Raw genomic sequence first — 17,488 nt, 5'->3', positions numbered from 1 at the left:
CCATGAAACAGTATCTTGAATTGATGAAAAAAGTGCTCGACGAGGGCACGCCGAAAAACGACCGCACCGGCACCGGTACGCTCTCTATTTTTGGCCACCAGATGCGCTTCAATCTGCAAGAAGGCTTTCCTCTGGTGACGACGAAGCGCTGCCATCTGCGCTCGATCATTCATGAACTGCTCTGGTTCCTGCAAGGCGATACCAACGTTGCTTATCTGCATGAAAACAATGTCTCCATCTGGGACGAGTGGGCAGACGAAAACGGCGACCTGGGGCCGGTCTATGGCAAGCAATGGCGCGCGTGGCCTACCCCGGACGGCCGCCATATCGACCAGATCACGACCGTCATGAACCAGCTGAAGAATGACCCGGACTCGCGTCGTATCATTGTTTCTGCCTGGAACGTTGGGGAGCTGGACAAAATGGCGCTGGCACCGTGCCATGCCTTCTTCCAGTTCTACGTGGCGGACGGCAAGCTCTCCTGCCAGCTCTATCAGCGCTCCTGCGACGTGTTCCTCGGCCTGCCGTTTAACATCGCCAGCTACGCGCTGTTAGTGCACATGATGGCGCAGCAGTGCGATCTTGACGTGGGCGATTTCGTCTGGACGGGCGGTGATACCCATCTCTACAGCAATCATATGGAACAGACGCATCTCCAGCTGACGCGTGAACCGCGCGCGCTGCCGAAACTGGTGATCAAACGTAAGCCGGATTCGATCTTCGATTACCGTTTTGATGACTTCGAGATTGTGGGCTACGACCCGCATCCCGGCATTAAAGCGCCTGTCGCCATCTGATACGGCGGATCCTGACACAACCGGTGCTCTTGAGCGCCGGTTTTTTTTCGCGCTCGTTTTGTTTTTCGAGCCTGTTTCCAGAGATGATGCAATGCGTTGCAACAGACGACATTCTCTTGAAAGCGGCTCGTAATGTACTGGTTTGACGCTCGCGCCTTTTCTGCCTTTCCGCCACACTCCCGCCATGAAAAACGAACATGGCTTTACGCTTATCGAAACCCTTGTCGCCATCTCGCTGGCCGTGATCCTCAGCGCGACGGGACTTTATGGCTGGGACAGCTGGCAACAGCGGCAGCGGCTCTGGCAGACAGCCTGTCAGGTACGTGATTACCTGGTGTTCTTGCGAAACGACGCAAATCGTCACAATAGCGAGCACAGGATCGCACTTCACGCTAACGGGAATCAGCCTTGCCTTATCAGCGCTGTGGTCCCGGGCTGCGACAGCGGCGGCCCGTTCGTGATGAAACCGTTATGGCCGGAGGTCACGCTGAGCGACGTCACGCCTGCGCTGGGATTTTACGGCTTAAGGGATACCGCATGGGCCGGGCATATTCGTGTGCGGAGCCGCGCCGGTGCGTGGTGGGTTGTTGTCGCAAATAGTGGGCGTATCAGGCTGTGTAATGCCGCAGGAGAAAGTCTATGCCAGTAAAACAAAAAGGGTTCTCCCTTCTGGAGGTCCTGATTGCGATGACGATAAGCAGCATTCTGTTACTCAGCACGTCACGGTTTTTACCGGGGCTACAGCGGGGTGTTTTACTGCAATCCGGGCAACGGGAGCTGGAAGATGAGGTGTGGCAACGTCTGCTTGCAATCGGTAAACAGCTCCAGCGAGCAGGATATTGTGCAGGGCATTGTCAGGGGCAAGGGTTAATCATCGGCAGGCAAAGGCGCTGTGCAATTGTGCAGTGGGATGCAAACAGCAACGGTCAGTGGGATACCTCTGTGTCAGAAAATGACAGCACGGGATTTCGGCTTGAAGCCGGTGCACTTGAAACGCTGCGGGGCGCGACGTCCTGTGAAGGTAAGGGATGGGATAAACTCACCGACCCCGATCGGATCCTGATAGAGCAGTTCATGATCACCAAAACCGACCATGCTGGTTATGCACCAGTAATCAATGTCGAGCTGCGCGCCCGGCGCAAAGGTGAACTGACCACACCCTTTTCAGCCCACCACACCGTAACGGGGTTTAATCTGTGAATCGTCAGCGGGGCATGTCATCGCTGGCGCTGGTCCTGCTGTTGCTGGTGCTCGGCACGCTGATCCTCACCGGATTAAACCAGCAGCTGAAAACTTTTAACGCGTTGGTGAGTAATGAGAGTCTGTCCGTTCGCCAGCAGGCTGCCGTGCAGTCTGCGCTGGAGTGGGGACGCGTTCAGCGCTGGGCTTTACGGCCAGAGGTTCAGTGCAAGCAGACGCAGCGTTGGCGGGTCTGTTTAAGGCTGCTCAGGGATCGGGCTTTGCTTATTGCCGGAATTGACGATCTGTTGCTTTGGCAGGGCGGAGAAATCACGGAAGGACAAATACGCTTTTCTGCCCACGGCTGGAGCGATTTCTGCCCCCTTAAGGAAAAAGCGCTATGTCAGTTACCCTGAGCAGACAAAAAGGATTTAGCATGGTTGAGGTTTTGCTGGCAATGATGTTGCTGGTTGTGGTTGTGACGGCGTTATCCGGATATCATCGCGCGCTGGCGGCCCGGTATGCGGCGCTTAGCCAGTATCGTCAGCTATGGCATCATGCGTGGAATCAGTCGCAGATCTCAACGTCGACGCTCCCGCCGGGCTGGCAGGTCATTCGGGGGCAGACAACACAGACCGGATGTGTCAGCATCACGGTCACACTTATTTCTCCTATGGGGCGGCAGGGCGCGTTGACGCGTCTGCATTGCCCGGTTAGCCGGTAGTCGGGAGCGTTTATGCTAAGGGTTTACCACTCAAATCGTCTGGATGTGCTGGAAGCACTGATGGAGTATATCGTTGAGCAAGAGCGTCTCGACGATCCGTTTGAGCCAGAAATGGTGCTGGTGCAGAGCACCGGTATGGCGCAGTGGCTGCAAATGTCCCTTTCGCAGAAGTTTGGCATTGCGGCGAACATCGATTTTCCGCTGCCCGCGAGCTTTATCTGGGAGATGTTTGTTCGCGTCCTGCCGGATATTCCCGAGCAGAGCGCTTTCAACAAACAAAGCATGGCCTGGAAACTGATGACGCTGCTGCCGGACATGCTGGAGCATGAAGAGTTCGCCATGCTGCGCCACTACCTGAATGATGACACCGACAAGCGCAAACTGTTTCAACTGGCCTCACGTACCGCCGACCTCTACGACCAGTATCTGGTTTACCGTGCAGAATGGCTGATTCGCTGGGAAGCGGGAGAATTAGTCGATGGGTTGCCGGAAGCGCAAATCTGGCAGGCGCCGCTCTGGAAAGCGCTGGTCGAGCATACCGAGCAGCTCGGTCAGCCTAAATGGCACCGTGCTAACCTGTACGATCGCTTTATCTCAACGCTTGAGAACACCGCAGAACGACCAGCCCGTTTGCCGTCACGCGTGTTCATTTGCGGTATCTCCGCGCTGCCGCCGGTTTACCTGAACGCGCTCAAAGCGCTCGGTAAGCATACTGATATCCATATCCTTTTTACCAACCCGTGTCGGCACTACTGGGGAGATATTCAGGATCCGCGCTGGCTTTCACGGCTGGTCACCCGCCAGCGAAAACGCCTCTTTGAGGAACGTGCCGTGCCGCTGTTTAAGGACACTGAAAACGCGGCGCAGCTTTTCGATGAAGAGGGGATTCAGAACCTGCCGAACCCGCTGCTTGCCTCGTGGGGCAAGCTGGGGCGCGACTATATTTATCTGCTTTCAGATATCACCTCCTCGGGAGAGGGGGACGTGGATGCGTTTGCGGATATCACGCCGGACAGCCTGCTGCACAATATTCAGCTCGATATTCTGGATTTAGAAAACCGTGCCGTTGCCGGGATCACTGCCGAGGAGTTTGCGCGAAGCGATAAGAAGCGAAAACTGGATCCTGACGATCGTAGTATCGCGATCCACGTTTGCCATAGTCCACAGCGTGAAGTTGAAGTTCTACATGACCGCCTGCTGGCCATGTTGCAGGACGATCCAACCCTGACACCGCGCGATATCGTGGTGATGGTGGCGGATATCGACAGCTATAGCCCGTTTATTCAGGCGGTATTTGGCAGCGCAACGGGTGACCGCTATCTGCCCTACGCGATCTCAGACCGCCGCGCTCGTCAGTCACACCCGGCGCTTCAGGCCTTTATCAGCCTGCTTTCGCTGCCCGATAGCCGGTTCATCTCTGAGGATGTGCTGGCATTGCTGGATGTGCCTGTTCTGGCCGCACGTTTCGACATTAACGAAGAGGGATTGCGCTACCTGCGTCAGTGGGTGAACGAATCCGGCGTCCGCTGGGGAATTGACGATGACAACGTTCAGGAGTTCGAGCTTCCACCCACCGGCCAGCACACCTGGCAGTTTGGCCTTACCCGCATGCTGCTGGGGTATGCGATGGAGAGCATCCACGGCGAATGGAATGACGTGCTGCCGTACGATGAGTCCAGCGGGTTAATCGCGGAACTGGTAGGTCACCTGGCCTCGCTGCTGATGCAGCTCAACCGCTGGCGCCGCGCGCTGATGCAGCCCCGCCCGCTTGAAGAGTGGCTGCCGGTTTGCCGCGACATGCTGAATGATTTCTTCCTGCCGGACAGCGAAACAGAGGCCGCCATGGCGCTTATCGAGAAGCAGTGGCAGGCCATCGTGGATGAAGGGGTAAATTCGCACTATCACGAAGCGGTTCCCCTTTCGCTTCTGCGCGATGAGCTGACGCAACGCCTTGACCAGGAGCGCATCAGCCAGCGCTTCCTTGCAGGGCCGGTGAATATCTGCACCCTGATGCCGATGCGTTCAATTCCCTTCAAAGTGGTCTGCCTGCTTGGCATGAACGACGGTATTTATCCACGCGCGCTGCCCCCTCTGGGCTTTGATCTCATGAGCGCACAGCCGAAGCGGGGCGACCGCAGCCGCCGCGATGATGACCGTTATCTTTTCCTTGAGGCGCTGATGTCCGCGCAAAGCAGGCTCTATATCAGCTATATCGGGCGTTCAATTCAGGATAACAGCGAGCGTTTCCCGTCGGTGCTGGTGCAGGAGCTGGTGGACTACATTGGACAGAGTCACTATCTGCCGGGCGATGAAGCCTGCAACTGCGACGAAAGTGAACGTAGGGTGAAAGCGCATATCACCTGTCACCATAGCCGTATGCCGTTTGATCCTGTCAATTACGTTCCTGATGAACTGCAAAGCTACGCCCGTGAGTGGCTTCCCGCCGCGAAGAACGAGGGAACACCGCAAACCGATTTTATTCAGGCGCTCGAACCGCTCGCCATAGACACCCTCACGTTTGAGCAGCTACAGCGCTTTTGGGCGCATCCGGTTCGGGCTTTTTTCCAGCAACGCTTGCAGGTGAACTTCCGTTCGGAAGAGAGCGAAATCCCCGATGCGGAACCGTTTATTCTTGATGGGCTGGAGCGGTTTAAACTTAATTCCCAGCTTCTGAATGCGCTGGTTGACGAAGAAGATGCCAGCAAACTGTTCAGACGTTTCAGGGCGTCGGGATTACTTCCGTATGGCGCGTTCGGCGAAATCGTCTGGGATGCCCAGTGCGAGGAGATGCAAGCGCTTGCTGACCGGGTTATCGCGTGTCGGCAGCCGGCGAGCAGCATTGAAATCGATCTCGATTGTAACGGTATCCACCTCAGCGGCTGGCTCACGCACGTGCAGTCTGACGGGCTGCTGCGCTGGCGCCCCTCCATGCTCAGCGTTTCACATGGCCTGCAACTCTGGCTCGAACACCTTGTCTACTGTGCGAATGGTCACGAAGGCGAAAGCCGGTTGTTTGTACGTAAGGACGGCGAGTGGCGCTTCCCGCCCATGAAGCCTGATCAGGCGTTGACGTATCTGTCGCTTTATATTGAAGGCTACCGTCAGGGCATGAACAAACCACTACTTTTACTGCCTGAAAGTGGGGGGGCGTGGATAAAAGCCTGTTACGACGCGCAGAATGATGCCATGTTAACGGATGAGGCTTCGCTCCAGAAAGCGCGCAGCAAGTTTTTGCAGGCCTACGAAGGGAACATGATGGTACGTGGCGAGGGCGACGATGTCTGGTATCAGCGTTTATGGCGAACGCTGGAGCCAGAATACTTCGACATTATCACGGAAGAGGCGCAACGCTACCTGTTACCGTTGTACAAATTTAATCAGTCCTGAGCGCTGTATAAAAATTGCGCAGCATGAGGTGTTCATTTATGATGCACCTCTTATCACGGACTGATGTACCCAGAGAAAGAGATGCTGGCGTGTCCAGCACGCACGTTGTTAATGATGTAGCCGTGATAAAGAGGTCGTAATGCCAGGCAGCACCTTGTTAAAAGCGTTTGTTTTGTTTATCGCCCTTTGGGCTCCCGTCACTCAGGCCGATTCCGGTTGGCAACCCGTCCAGGAAACAATCCGTAAGAGCGAAAAGGACACCCGTCAGTATCAGGCGATTCGTCTTGATAACGGGATGACCGTGCTGCTGGTTTCCGACCCTCAGGCGGTGAAATCGCTCTCCGCGCTGGTTGTGCCGGTGGGTTCGCTGGAAGATCCTGAAGCCCATCCGGGACTGGCGCACTACCTTGAGCACATGACGCTGATGGGCTCTAAAAAATACCCACAGCCGGACAGCCTGTCTGAATTTCTGAAAATGCATGGCGGCAGCCACAACGCCAGTACCGCGCCGTATCGCACCGCGTTTTACCTGGAAGTGGAAAATGATGCGCTTGATGGCGCGGTCGACCGTCTGGCGGATGCCATCGCCGCACCGCTGCTGGATAAAAAATACGCCGACCGGGAACGCAACGCCGTTAACGCCGAACTGACCATGGCGCGCACGCGAGACGGTATGCGCATGGCGCAGGTCAGCGCAGAAACCATCAACCCGGCGCACCCGGGTTCGCGCTTCTCAGGCGGCAATCTTGAAACGCTGAGCGACAAACCGGGTAGCCCGGTGCTCGATGCGCTGCATGCGTTTCGCGACAAATACTACTCCGCCAACCTGATGAAAGCGGTGATCTACAGTAATAAACCGTTGCCAGCGCTGGCAAATATGGCGGCGCAAACCTATGGCAGGGTGCCAAATAAAAATATTGAGCGGCCGCAGATTAACGTGCCGGTTGTCACGGACGCGCAAAAAGGTATCGTTATTCACTATGTCCCGGCCTTGCCCCGCAAGGTCTTACGCGTTGAATTCCGTATTGATAACAACACGGCGCAGTTCCGCAGCAAAACCGATGAGCTGGTGACCTATCTTATCGGCAACCGCAGCCCGGGCACGCTCTCTGACTGGCTGCAAAAGCAGGGGCTGGTGGAAGGTATTCGCGCTGACTCCGATCCCGTCGTAAACGGTAACAGCGGCGTGCTGGCAATCTCCGCGACGCTGACCGATAAAGGGCTGGCTCACCGTGACGATGTCGTTGCGGCCATTTTTAGCTATCTCTCTCTGCTGCGCGAGAAAGGCGTCGATAAACGCTACTTTGATGAGCTGGCGCACGTGCTGGATCTCGATTTCCGCTATCCCTCTATCACGCGTGACATGGACTACGTTGAGTGGCTGGCAGATACCATGATCCGCGTGCCCGTGGAACATACGCTGGATGCGGTAAATATTGCCGACCAGTATGACGCCGGGGCGCTCAAAGCGCGTCTGGCGATGATGACCCCACAGAATGCCCGCGTCTGGTATATCAGCCCGAACGAACCGCACAACAAAACGGCCTACTTCGTGGATGCTCCGTATCAGGTTGAAAAAATCAGCGAACAGACCTTCGCGGGCTGGCAGAAAAAGGCGGGTGAGATTGCGCTGAAGTTGCCGGAGCTTAACCCCTACATCCCGGATGATTTCACGCTGATCAAACCCGCAAAGGCGTATCCGCACCCGGAACTGATTGTTGATGAGCCGACGCTGCGGGTGGTGTACACCCCGAGCCGCTATTTCGCCGACGAGCCAAAAGCGGATGTCAGCGTGGTACTGCGCAACCCGAAAGCAATGGATAGCGCCAGAAATCAGGTGCTGTTTGCGCTGAACGATTATCTGGCCGGTATTGCCCTCGATCAGCTCAGCAACCAGGCAGCCGTTGGCGGCATCAGCTTCTCGACCAACGCCAATAACGGCCTGATGGTGAATGCCAACGGCTATACCCAGCGTTTGCCGCAGCTGTTCCAGGCGTTGCTGGAGGGCTATTTCAGCTACACGCCTACGGAAGAACAGCTTGAGCAGGCTAAGTCCTGGTATGCGCAGATGATGGACTCTGCGGAGAAGGGGAAAGCCTACGATCAGGCGATTATGCCAGCGCAGATGCTGTCGCAAATTCCTTATTTCCAGCGCGAAGATCGCCGCGCGTTACTGCCCTCTGTGACCTTAAAAGAGGTTCTGGCTTACCGTGATGCGCTGAAAACCAATACCCGTCCGGAGTTCCTGTTTGTGGGCAATATGAGCGAAGAACAGGCTAAAACGCTGGCGCAAAACGTCCGTACGCAGCTGGGTTCAAAAGGCGATGAGTGGTGCCGTAACCAGGACGTGCTGGTAGAGAAAAAGCAAAACGCGATCTTTGAAAAAGCGGGGAGCAGCACCGATTCCGCGCTGGCCGCAGTGTTTGTACCTACCGGTTATGATGAATTTACCAGCTCTGCCCAGAGCGCCGTGCTTGGACAAATTATTCAGCCATGGTTCTACAACCAGTTGCGCACCGAGGAGCAACTGGGCTACGCGGTGTTCGCTTTCTCCATGAACGTTGGCCGCCAGTGGGGGCTGGGCTTCCTTCTGCAAAGCAGCGACAGGCAACCCGCTTACCTGTGGCAGCGCTATCAGGCGTTCTTCCCGCAGGCGGAAGCAAAACTGCGGGCTATGAAGCCGGAGGAGTTTGCCCAGATCCAGCAGGCCGTTATCGCGCAGGTGATGCAGCCGCCGCAGACGCTGGGCGAAGAAGCCTCGCAGCTGAGCAAAGATTTCGATCGCGGTAATATGAAATTTGATTCGCGTGATAAAATAGTGGCCGAAATAAAACAGCTGACGCCACAGAAGGTTGCCGATTTCTTCCACCAGGCGGTGGTAAAACCGCAGGGTATGGCCATCCTGTCTCAGGTCTCTGGTAGCCAGAACGGGAAAGCGGACTACGTAAAATCGAAAGAGTGGACCGTCTGGAAGAGCGTCAGCGCACTACAGCAGTCTATGCCCTGGAGTAAAAAAGAATGACCCATACCGCTGAGCCGCTTGATCCCTTAAGTTTACCTCTACAGGGCGAGCGATTGATTGAAGCCTCAGCGGGAACGGGAAAAACCTATACCATCGCCGCGCTCTATCTGCGTCTGCTGTTAGGGCTCGGCGGCAGCGCCGCTTTTTCACGCCCGTTAAGCGTGGAGGAGCTACTGGTGGTCACCTTCACCGAAGCGGCCACTGCCGAGCTGCGTGGCCGTATTCGCAGTAACATTCATGAACTGCGCATCGCCTGTCTGCGCCAGACCACGGATAACCCCCTCTACGCGAGCCTGCTGGACGAGATCGCCGATAAGCAACAGGCTGCGCAATGGCTGCTACTGGCCGAACGGCAAATGGACGAGGCATCCGTCTTCACTATTCACGGTTTTTGTCAGCGTATGCTGAGCCTGAATGCGTTTGAATCCGGCATGCTCTTTGAGCAGCAGCTTATTGAAGATGAATCCGAGCTTCGCTATCAGGCCTGCGCGGATTTCTGGCGTCGTCACTGCTATCCGTTGCAGCGCGACATTGCCGAAGCGGTTCACGCCCTCTGGAAAGGTCCGGAAGATCTTCTTCGCGCCATTGACCGTTACCTGCAAGGCGAAGCGCCGGTCATCAAATCCCCGCCGCCTGCCGATGAAACGCTCGCCTCGCGCCATGAAAAGATTGTCGCCAAAATTGCCGCGCTTAAGCAGAAGTGGAATGAGTCGGTCGGTGAAATTGATGCGATCATCGAAAACTCAGGCATCGACAGACGCAAGTTCAACCGTGGGAATCAGGGGAAGTGGATCGAAAAGATCAGCGCCTGGGCCCAGGAGGAGACGCGGGGCTACCAGCTTCCGGACGCACTGGAAAAATTTTCGCAGCGCTTTTTGACCGAGCGGACTAAAGCCGACGGCATTGTGCCCGAGCATCCCCTGTTTGTGGCGATTGAAGCGCTGCTTGCTGAGCCATTAACGCTCAACGATCTGATGATCACCCGCGCCATGACGGAGATCCGCCAGGCCGTCGCGCGGGAAAAACGTCGCCGGGGCGAGCTGGGATTCGATGATATGCTGAGCCGCCTGGACGAGGCGCTGTCCAGCGAGAATGGTGAAGCGCTCGCCAGCGCGATCCGTACCCGATTCCCGGTGGCGATGATTGACGAATTTCAGGACACCGACCCCCAGCAGTACCGCATTTTTCGCCGCATCTGGCGACAGCAGCCCGACACTGCCCTGCTGTTGATAGGCGATCCTAAACAAGCAATTTATGCCTTCCGCGGGGCCGATATCTTCACCTATATGAAAGCCCGCAGCGAGGTCGTCGCACACTACACGTTAGACACGAACTGGCGCTCCGCGCCGGGGATGGTTGAGAGCGTCAATGCGCTATTCAGCCGCATGGAGTCGGCGTTCATGTTCAATGAAATCCCTTTCATGCCGGTGAAATCTGCCCCTAATAACGCGACCTTACGCTTTGAAGTCAGCGGTGCGGTGCAACCCGCCATGACCTTCTGGCTGCTTGAGGGGGAAGGCTATGGTGTTGCCGACTATCAGGCAGCGATGGCCCAGCACTGCGCCGCGCAAATCCGTGACTGGCTGAGCGCAGGCGCGCGCGGCGAGGCGTTGCTGTGGAAGGGGGAACAGGCAAATCCTGTTAAAGCCTCTGATATCACCGTGCTGGTGCGCAGCCGTCAGGAATCGGCGTTGATCCGCGATGCGCTTACGCTGCTTGATATTCCTTCCGTGTATCTTTCTAACCGCGACAGCGTGTTCGACACGCTGGAAGCCCAGGAAATGCTCTGGCTGCTTCAGGCGGTGCTGGCGCCGGAGCGCGAAAATACGCTTCGAAGCGCGCTGGCCAGTTCAATGCTGGGGTTGAACGCACGGGATATCGACGTGCTTAACCATGACGAAAACGCATGGGATACGGTAGTGGAAGAGTTTGTCCATTACCGTGAGCGCTGGCAAAAACGCGGCGTCATGGCGATGCTGCGCGAGCTGATGACGCGGCGTCAGATTGCCGAAAATATGCTGGCGACATCCGGCGGTGAAAGGCGTCTGACCGATATTTTACATATTAGTGAACTGTTGCAGGAAGCGGGTACCCAGCTTGAAAGTGAACATGCCCTCGTGCGCTGGCTGGCGCAGCAAATTGCCGATCCCAACAGCAACGCCTCAAGCCAACAGATGCGTCTTGAGAGCGATAAGCATCTGGTGCAAATCGTCACCATTCACAAATCGAAAGGTCTCGAATATCCGCTGGTCTGGCTGCCCTTCATCGCGAACTACCGCGTTCAGGATCAGGCCTTTTACCATGACCGCGAGACTTTCGATGCGGTGCTCGATCTCAGCAAAGCGGAAACCAGCGTTGAGCTGGCTGAAGCGGAGCGTCTGGCGGAGGATTTGCGCCTGCTATACGTTGCGCTGACCCGTTCTGTCTGGCATTGCAGCCTGGGCGTCGCGCCCGTATTTCGCCGTCGCGGAGAAAAAACGGGGGAGAGCGATTTCCATTTAAGCGCGTTAGGGCGGCTTATTCAGCGTGGCGAGCCGAAAGATGCGGCGGGGCTACGCCACTGCATTGAGTCGCTTTGCGGTGACGATATCGCGCTACATATCCCGACTCTGCCAGACAATAGCCGCTGGCAAATGGCGCAAGAGACCGCCACCGATCTTAACGCGCGCCAGATCACGCGGGTGCTTGCTGATGACTGGCGAGTCACCAGCTATTCTGGCCTGCAACAGCACGGGCAAAGTATTGCGCAGGATCTCATGCCGAAGCTGGACGTGGATGCCGCAGGAGTGGGAGAGGTGCCGGTTGAGCCGACGTTAACCCCGCATCAGTTCCCGCGCGGCGCGTCGCCGGGCACCTTTTTACATAGCCTCTTTGAGGAGCTGGATTTCACCCAGCCTGTCAGTGAGGAGTGGGTGCTGAGGATGCTACAGAGCGGAGGCTATGACGCGCACTGGCAGCCCGTTCTCACTGACTGGATCAACGCCATTTTGCAGGCGCCGCTGACGGAGCAGGGCTTCTCGCTTCGCCAGTTAACGGCCAAAAATAAGCAGGTTGAGATGGAGTTTTATCTGCCTGTCGAAGGTCCGCTTAAGGCCGACGCGCTCGATGCGCTCATCCGTCAGTACGATCCGTTGTCGGCCGGCTGCCCGCCGCTGAACTTCCGTCAGATACAGGGCATGCTGAAAGGGTTTATCGACCTGGTCTTCCGTCACGAAGGGCGTTACTACCTGCTGGACTACAAATCCAACTGGCTGGGCGAGAACAGCGAAGCCTATACCCAACAGGCGATGGCAGCAGCCATGCAAATGCATCGCTACGATCTGCAATATCAGCTCTATAGCCTGGCGCTGCACCGCTATTTGCGCCACCGTATTGCGGATTATCGCTACGACGATCATTTTGGTGGCGTCATTTATCTGTTCTTACGCGGGGTCGACGCTGCCGATCCGCACTCCGGGATCTTCAGAACCCGTCCGGACGCCGAACTGATTGATAAAATGGATAACCTGTTTGCAGCAAACGCGGAGGAGATGGCATGACGATGCAGGACTTATTGCTGGATGCGGTAGAGCAACGCGTGCTGCGTCAGCTGGACGTGCAGTTTGCCATGATGATTGCCGCTGACCAGCCCGCCGTGATGCTTGCCGCTGCCCTTTTGAGTAAAGACGCCGGAGAGGGACATGTGTGTCTGCCGCTCTCGCGTCTGGTGATTGACGAAAAAATGCCCCCTGTCCTCCAGTCTTGCTTTGCGCTGCTGGGGGAGACGGTAGACTGGCCGAAAATTTTGTGCGAATCATCGGCCGTCGGGCCGGGAGAAAACCAGGCACCGCTGATCCTCTCGGGTGAGCGCTTGTACCTGAATCGCCTGTGGCGAAACGAGCTGACGGTTGCGCGTTTCTTTAGTGAGACCAACGCGCCGCTTCCCTGCGATGAAGCGCAGCTTCGCCAGACGCTGGACAGTCTGTTTGACTCTGGTGAAGCCACTGACTGGCAGAAAGTGGCGGCGGCTGTCGCCCTGACGCGACGGATTTCGGTGATTTCCGGCGGCCCGGGGACCGGGAAAACCACAACCGTAGCAAAACTGCTGGCCGCCCTGATCCAGCTTTCAGGCGAGCAGCGATGCCGTATTCGTCTGGCGGCGCCCACCGGGAAAGCCGCGGCGCGTCTGACCGAATCTCTGGGCGGCGCGATGCAACGGCTGCCGCTGACGCAGGAGCAGCTTGCGCTTTTCCCGGGTGAAGCAAGTACGCTGCACCGTCTGCTCGGCGCTCAGCCGGGTAGCCAGCGTCTGCGCTACCATGCGGGCAATCCGCTGCATCTTGACGTGCTGGTGGTGGATGAAGCCTCTATGATCGACCTGACCATGATGTCGCGCCTGATCGATGCTCTGCCGCCGCATGCGCGCGTGGTTTTCCTGGGCGATCGCGACCAGCTCGCCTCCGTTGAAGCCGGGGCGGTACTGGGAGATATCTGTACCTACGCCAGCTATGGTTATACCGCCGCGCGGGCGCAGGAGCTTGCCCGCCTGACCGGCTGCTCGCTTGAGCCCGATCGCTCACCCGTCGCGGGCGCGCTGCGCGACAGCCTGTGCCTGCTGCAAAAAAGCTACCGCTTTGGCAGCGACTCCGGCATCGGCCAGCTGGCGGCGGCGGTAAACCGTGGGGATCGGCATGCCACGCGCACGGTGTTTGACGGTTCCTTCACTGACATAGAAAAGAAATCGCTGCAAAGCGGGGAAGAGTATCAGGCAATGCTTGAGGAGGCTCTCCAGGGTTACCAGCGTTTTCTGAGCTGTGTGCAGCAGCGCAGTCAGCCCGAGCAGGCCATCGCCGCATTTGGCGAATACCAGCTTCTGTGCGCACTACGTGAAGGGCCGTTTGGTGTCGCGGGTCTGAACGACAGGCTGGAACAGCTGCTTGTGCAGAAACGCAAAATTAACCGCCAGCTGCATTCGCGATGGTATGAGGGCCGGCCAGTGATGATCTCCCGCAACGACAGTGCGCTGGGGCTGTTCAACGGGGATATCGGCATTGCGCTCGATCGTGGCAACGGTCTGCGCGTGTGGTTCCAGCTGCCGGACGGCAGCGTGAAGTCAGTTCAGCCCAGCCGCCTGCCGGAGCATGAAACGGCATGGGCGATGACGGTACACAAATCTCAGGGCTCCGAGTTCAACCATGCGGCGCTGATCCTGCCGACACAGCTTTCACCGGTCGTAACCCGTGAGCTGGTCTACACCGCCATTACCCGTGCGCGCCAGCGTCTGTCGCTGTATGCGGATGAACGCGTGCTGGGACAGGCGATTGCCACCCGCACCGAGCGCAGAAGCGGATTAAGCGCGATATTTGAATCTGCCTGAATGAACGCCCTTTCCAGCAGGAGAGGGCTACCAGTCACCCCAGGTCCGCCATTAATACCTTCGAGCGGCGCTGATAGTTGTACATCTCTTTCTTACTTTCCGGCAGTGAATCAATATCCACCGGCGTGAAGCCGCGTTCCTGGAACCAGTGAATGCTGCGGGTGGTGAGCACGAACAGCTTGCTCAGACCCATCTGGCGCGCCTGTGCCGCCACGCGTTCAAGCAGCAGTTCGCCCCGGGAGGAGCTACGGTAATCCGGGTGCACGGCGACGCACGCCATTTCTCCAATCTGCTCTTCCGGGAACGGATAAAGCGCCGCACAGGCAATGGTCAGGTTATCGCGCTGGATGATGGTGAACTTGTCGATCTCCATCTCCAGCTGCTCGCGGGAGCGGCGAACCAGAATGCCCTGCTGCTCCAGCGGCCGGATCAGCTCCAGAATGCCGCCGATGTCGTTGATGGTGGCACGGCGGATCTGCTCGGCGCTCTCCATCACGATCTGCGTACCAATACCGTCCCGGGAGAACAGCTCCTGCAACAGCGCGCCGTCTTCCTGATAGCTGATCAGGTGGCTACGGCGCACGCCGCTGCGGCACGCTTTGACGGCACCGCGCAGAAAACGCACCGTACCGGAATAGTAATCGCCTTGTGCTTCCAGCGCTTCGACGCGTGCCTGAGCTTCATTCGGAAAAAGTTCTGGCACAATTACGCCCTCATCATTCACGACGCCCTGTGAAGAGCAAAACCCAATCATTTTCTCGGCTTTCAGCTTGATGGCCAGTTGGGTGGCAATCTCTTCCGAGGTCAGATTAAAACTTTCACCCGTTACGGAGACGGCAACAGGGCCCATCAGAACGATCGCGCCATTGTCTAACTGACGGTGAATGGCTTCTTCATCAATACGGCGGATGCGGCCGCTGTGGCAGTAGTCCACGCCATCGTCCACGCCGAGCGGCTGAGCAATGATAAAATTGCCGCTCACCACGTTGATATGCGCGCCCTGCAACGGCGTGTTATTCAGGCTCATCGACAGGCGGGCGGTAATATCGAGCTGCAACAGGCCCGCCGCCTGTTTGACCAGTTCGAGGGTTTTCGCATCCGTCACGCGGGTATGCTTGTGGTAAATCGGCTCATGGTGATGGGCGGCGAGGTTGGCTTCGATTTGCGGACGTGCGCCATACACCACCACCAGACGTATGCCGAGGCTGTGCAGCAGGCCAATATCATTGACGATGCTGGAAAAGTTTTCATGCTCAATGGCTTCGCCGCCAAGCATGATGACAAACGTTTTTCCCCGATGGGTGTTGATATAGGGAACAGAATGGCGGAATCCCTGGACCAGTTCGGTTCTGCGTTCCTTAACCATGACACAACCCTTAATGAATGTTTATTCGTAATTTCTGTATTTTTATTCGATTGTGGCCGTCCGTGCAAGCCTAAATTTTCTGCGACCCACAGAAAATGATAAGTAATCCGTGCGTTAGCGTATGATTGTTTACCCTTTTATAGATGACAGTTTATGCGTCATTCGTTAAAGTTTTCGGTCAATTCAGACGTTTTATTCATTAATCAGTTTTATTGCTCGGGAGAAGCATGTCGGGATCCAATTCAGCAATAAGCCGCCGCCGCCTGTTAAAAGGGGCCGGGGCGATGTGGTTGCTTAGCGTCAGCCAGGTGGGTCTTGCCGCCACAAGCCAGATAGTCGCGGTGCGCGTCTGGCCGTCGTCGACCTATACGCGCGTGACGGTTGAATCCAACCGCGTGCTGAAATATAAGCAATTCGCCCTCAGCAATCCTGAACGTGTGGTGGTTGATCTCGAAGGTGTGAACCTCAACTCCGTGCTGAAAGGCATGGCGGCTCAGATCCGCGGCGACGATCCGTTTATCAAATCGGCGCGCGTCGGGCAGTTCGATCCGCAAACCGTGCGCATGGTGTTTGAGCTGAAGCAGAACGTGAAGCCGCAGCTCTTTGCCCTTGCGCCTGTTGCCGCCTTTAAGGAGCGTCTGGTGATGGATCTCTATCCGGCGAATGCAACGGATATTCAGGATCCGCTCCTGGCACTCCTTGAGGATTACAACAAAGGCGATCTCGACAGGCAGGTTCCACCAGCGCAAAGCGGGCCGAAGCCGGGCAGGGCGGGGCGCGACCGACCGATTGTGATCATGCTCGATCCTGGCCACGGCGGGGAAGATTCCGGCGCTGTCGGGAAGTATCGCACCCGCGAAAAAGATGTGGTGCTGCAAATTGCCCGTCGTCTGAAGGCGTTAATCGACAAAGAGGGCAATATGCGCGCCTACATGACGCGCAACGAAGATGTCTTTATCCCGCTGAAGGTCCGCGTGGCGAAAGCACAGAAGCAGCGTGCGGATCTGTTTGTCTCTATTCACGCGGATGCCTTCACCAGCCGCCAGCCGAGCGGCTCGTCGGTATTTGCCCTGTCAACAAAAGGGGCGACCAGTACCGCCGCGAGATACCTGGCGGATACGCAGAACGCCTCGGATTTAATCGGTGGGGTGAGCAAAAGCGGCGATCGTTACGTCGACCATACGATGTTCGATATGGTGCAGTCGCTGACCATTACCGACAGCCTGAAGTTTGGTAAAGCGGTGCTGGGCAAGCTGGGCCGGGTCAATAAGCTGCACAAAAACAGCGTCGAGCAGGCCGGATTTGCGGTACTGAAAGCGCCGGATATTCCGTCCATACTGGTCGAAACCGCGTTTATCAGTAACGTGGAAGAGGAACGCAAGCTCAAGACGGCTAAATTCCAGCAGGAAGTGGCGGAGTCGATTCTGGCGGGTATCCGGGCCTATTTCTCAGATGGAGAAACGCTGGCGCGGCGAGGGTAGGGCATCATGCCGGGTATCTTGCCCGGCATTATCACAAACGGCAGATACAAAAAAACACCCTTAAGGGTGTTTATTGTTTTAGAAGTGTTGGTTGCGGGGGCCGGATTTGAACCGACGACCTTCGGGTTATGAGCCCGACGAGCTACCAGGCTGCTCCACCCCGCGTCCGTGGAAGC

11 protein-coding genes and 1 tRNA gene are annotated in these 17,488 nt (G+C 56.9%); 10 read left to right on the top strand and 2 right to left on the bottom strand.

What is annotated here, in order from left to right; all coding sequences use genetic code 11:
- Positions 1 to 2 precede the first annotated feature (2 nt).
- The 9 genes from thyA (at position 3) to recD (ending at position 14,465) form a co-directional block, all read left to right on the top strand.
- On the top strand, positions 3 to 797 hold the full coding sequence (gene thyA / locus A3466_RS19195) for a thymidylate synthase (protein WP_063451933.1): 795 nt from the start codon (positions 3 to 5) through the stop codon (positions 795 to 797).
- A gap of 184 nt (positions 798 to 981) precedes the next feature.
- Positions 982 to 1,446 carry a prepilin peptidase-dependent protein gene (locus A3466_RS19190; RefSeq protein ID WP_063451932.1) on the top strand — a complete coding sequence of 155 codons (465 nt, stop codon included), beginning with the start codon at positions 982 to 984 and terminating at the stop codon, positions 1,444 to 1,446.
- Positions 1,437 to 1,997, top strand: coding sequence for a prepilin peptidase-dependent protein (locus A3466_RS19185; protein ID WP_063451931.1), 561 nt, complete (start codon positions 1,437 to 1,439; stop codon positions 1,995 to 1,997). The genes A3466_RS19190 and A3466_RS19185 overlap by 10 nt, the downstream gene beginning before the upstream one ends.
- Positions 1,994 to 2,392: a DUF2509 family protein gene (locus tag A3466_RS19180; RefSeq protein WP_063451930.1), complete on the top strand. Its 399-nt coding sequence runs from the start codon at positions 1,994 to 1,996 to the stop codon at positions 2,390 to 2,392. Before A3466_RS19185 ends, A3466_RS19180 begins: the two co-directional genes overlap by 4 nt.
- The gene (locus tag A3466_RS19175; RefSeq protein WP_063451929.1) at positions 2,377 to 2,700 is read left to right on the top strand and encodes a prepilin-type N-terminal cleavage/methylation domain-containing protein; all 324 of its coding nucleotides are present in this window, start codon (positions 2,377 to 2,379) and stop codon (positions 2,698 to 2,700) included. Before A3466_RS19180 ends, A3466_RS19175 begins: the two co-directional genes overlap by 16 nt.
- 12 nt (positions 2,701 to 2,712) lie before the next feature.
- Complete coding sequence (gene recC, locus A3466_RS19170) at positions 2,713 to 6,087, top strand: exodeoxyribonuclease V subunit gamma (protein WP_063451928.1); 3,375 nt, start codon at positions 2,713 to 2,715, stop codon at positions 6,085 to 6,087.
- A 139-nt stretch (positions 6,088 to 6,226) separates the two neighbouring features.
- A complete protein-coding gene (gene ptrA / locus A3466_RS19165; protein WP_063451927.1) occupies positions 6,227 to 9,109 on the top strand; it encodes a pitrilysin in 2,883 nt (960 codons plus the stop codon).
- Positions 9,106 to 12,648 (top strand): exodeoxyribonuclease V subunit beta, encoded by a 3,543-nt coding sequence (gene recB, locus A3466_RS19160; protein WP_063451926.1) that lies wholly within the window; start codon positions 9,106 to 9,108, stop codon positions 12,646 to 12,648. Before ptrA ends, recB begins: the two co-directional genes overlap by 4 nt.
- Positions 12,645 to 14,465, top strand: a complete 1,821-nt coding sequence (gene recD, locus A3466_RS19155; protein ID WP_063451925.1) for an exodeoxyribonuclease V subunit alpha — start codon at positions 12,645 to 12,647, stop codon at positions 14,463 to 14,465. The genes recB and recD overlap by 4 nt, the downstream gene beginning before the upstream one ends.
- 34 nt (positions 14,466 to 14,499) lie before the next feature.
- Here recD and argA read toward each other — a convergent pair whose 3' ends face one another.
- Positions 14,500 to 15,831: an amino-acid N-acetyltransferase gene (gene argA / locus A3466_RS19150; protein WP_006811807.1), complete on the bottom strand. Its 1,332-nt coding sequence runs from the start codon at positions 15,829 to 15,831 to the stop codon at positions 14,500 to 14,502.
- 227 nt (positions 15,832 to 16,058) lie between these two features.
- On the opposite strand from argA, the gene amiC reads away from it, so the two are divergent.
- Entirely contained in the window at positions 16,059 to 17,312 is a 1,254-nt protein-coding gene (amiC, locus tag A3466_RS19145) for an N-acetylmuramoyl-L-alanine amidase AmiC (RefSeq protein WP_063451924.1), read from the top strand.
- An 88-nt stretch (positions 17,313 to 17,400) separates the two neighbouring features.
- Here amiC and A3466_RS19140 read toward each other — a convergent pair.
- Positions 17,401 to 17,477: transfer RNA gene (locus A3466_RS19140), tRNA-Met, on the bottom strand.
- Positions 17,478 to 17,488: the final 11 nt, after the last annotated feature.

The sequence above is a fragment of the Enterobacter genomosp. S genome (assembly GCF_001631805.1).
Classification (GTDB): domain Bacteria; phylum Pseudomonadota; class Gammaproteobacteria; order Enterobacterales; family Enterobacteriaceae; genus Enterobacter; species Enterobacter quasihormaechei.
This window is presented reverse-complemented; position numbering and strand designations above follow the sequence as displayed.

Excerpts from the sequence above, each read along its gene's own strand:
- thyA (WP_063451933.1), top strand. The coding sequence starts at position 3 with ATGAAACAGTATCTTGAATTGATGAAAAAAGTGCTCGACGAGGGCACG.
- A3466_RS19190 (WP_063451932.1), top strand. The coding sequence starts at position 982 with ATGAAAAACGAACATGGCTTTACGCTTATCGAAACCCTTGTCGCCATC.
- A3466_RS19185 (WP_063451931.1), top strand. The coding sequence starts at position 1,437 with ATGCCAGTAAAACAAAAAGGGTTCTCCCTTCTGGAGGTCCTGATTGCG.
- A3466_RS19175 (WP_063451929.1), top strand. The coding sequence starts at position 2,377 with ATGTCAGTTACCCTGAGCAGACAAAAAGGATTTAGCATGGTTGAGGTT.
- recC (WP_063451928.1), top strand. The coding sequence starts at position 2,713 with ATGCTAAGGGTTTACCACTCAAATCGTCTGGATGTGCTGGAAGCACTG.
- ptrA (WP_063451927.1), top strand. The coding sequence starts at position 6,227 with ATGCCAGGCAGCACCTTGTTAAAAGCGTTTGTTTTGTTTATCGCCCTT.
- recB (WP_063451926.1), top strand. The coding sequence starts at position 9,106 with ATGACCCATACCGCTGAGCCGCTTGATCCCTTAAGTTTACCTCTACAG.
- recD (WP_063451925.1), top strand. The coding sequence starts at position 12,645 with ATGACGATGCAGGACTTATTGCTGGATGCGGTAGAGCAACGCGTGCTG.
- argA (WP_006811807.1), bottom strand. The coding sequence starts at position 15,831 with ATGGTTAAGGAACGCAGAACCGAACTGGTCCAGGGATTCCGCCATTCT.
- amiC (WP_063451924.1), top strand. The coding sequence starts at position 16,059 with ATGTCGGGATCCAATTCAGCAATAAGCCGCCGCCGCCTGTTAAAAGGG.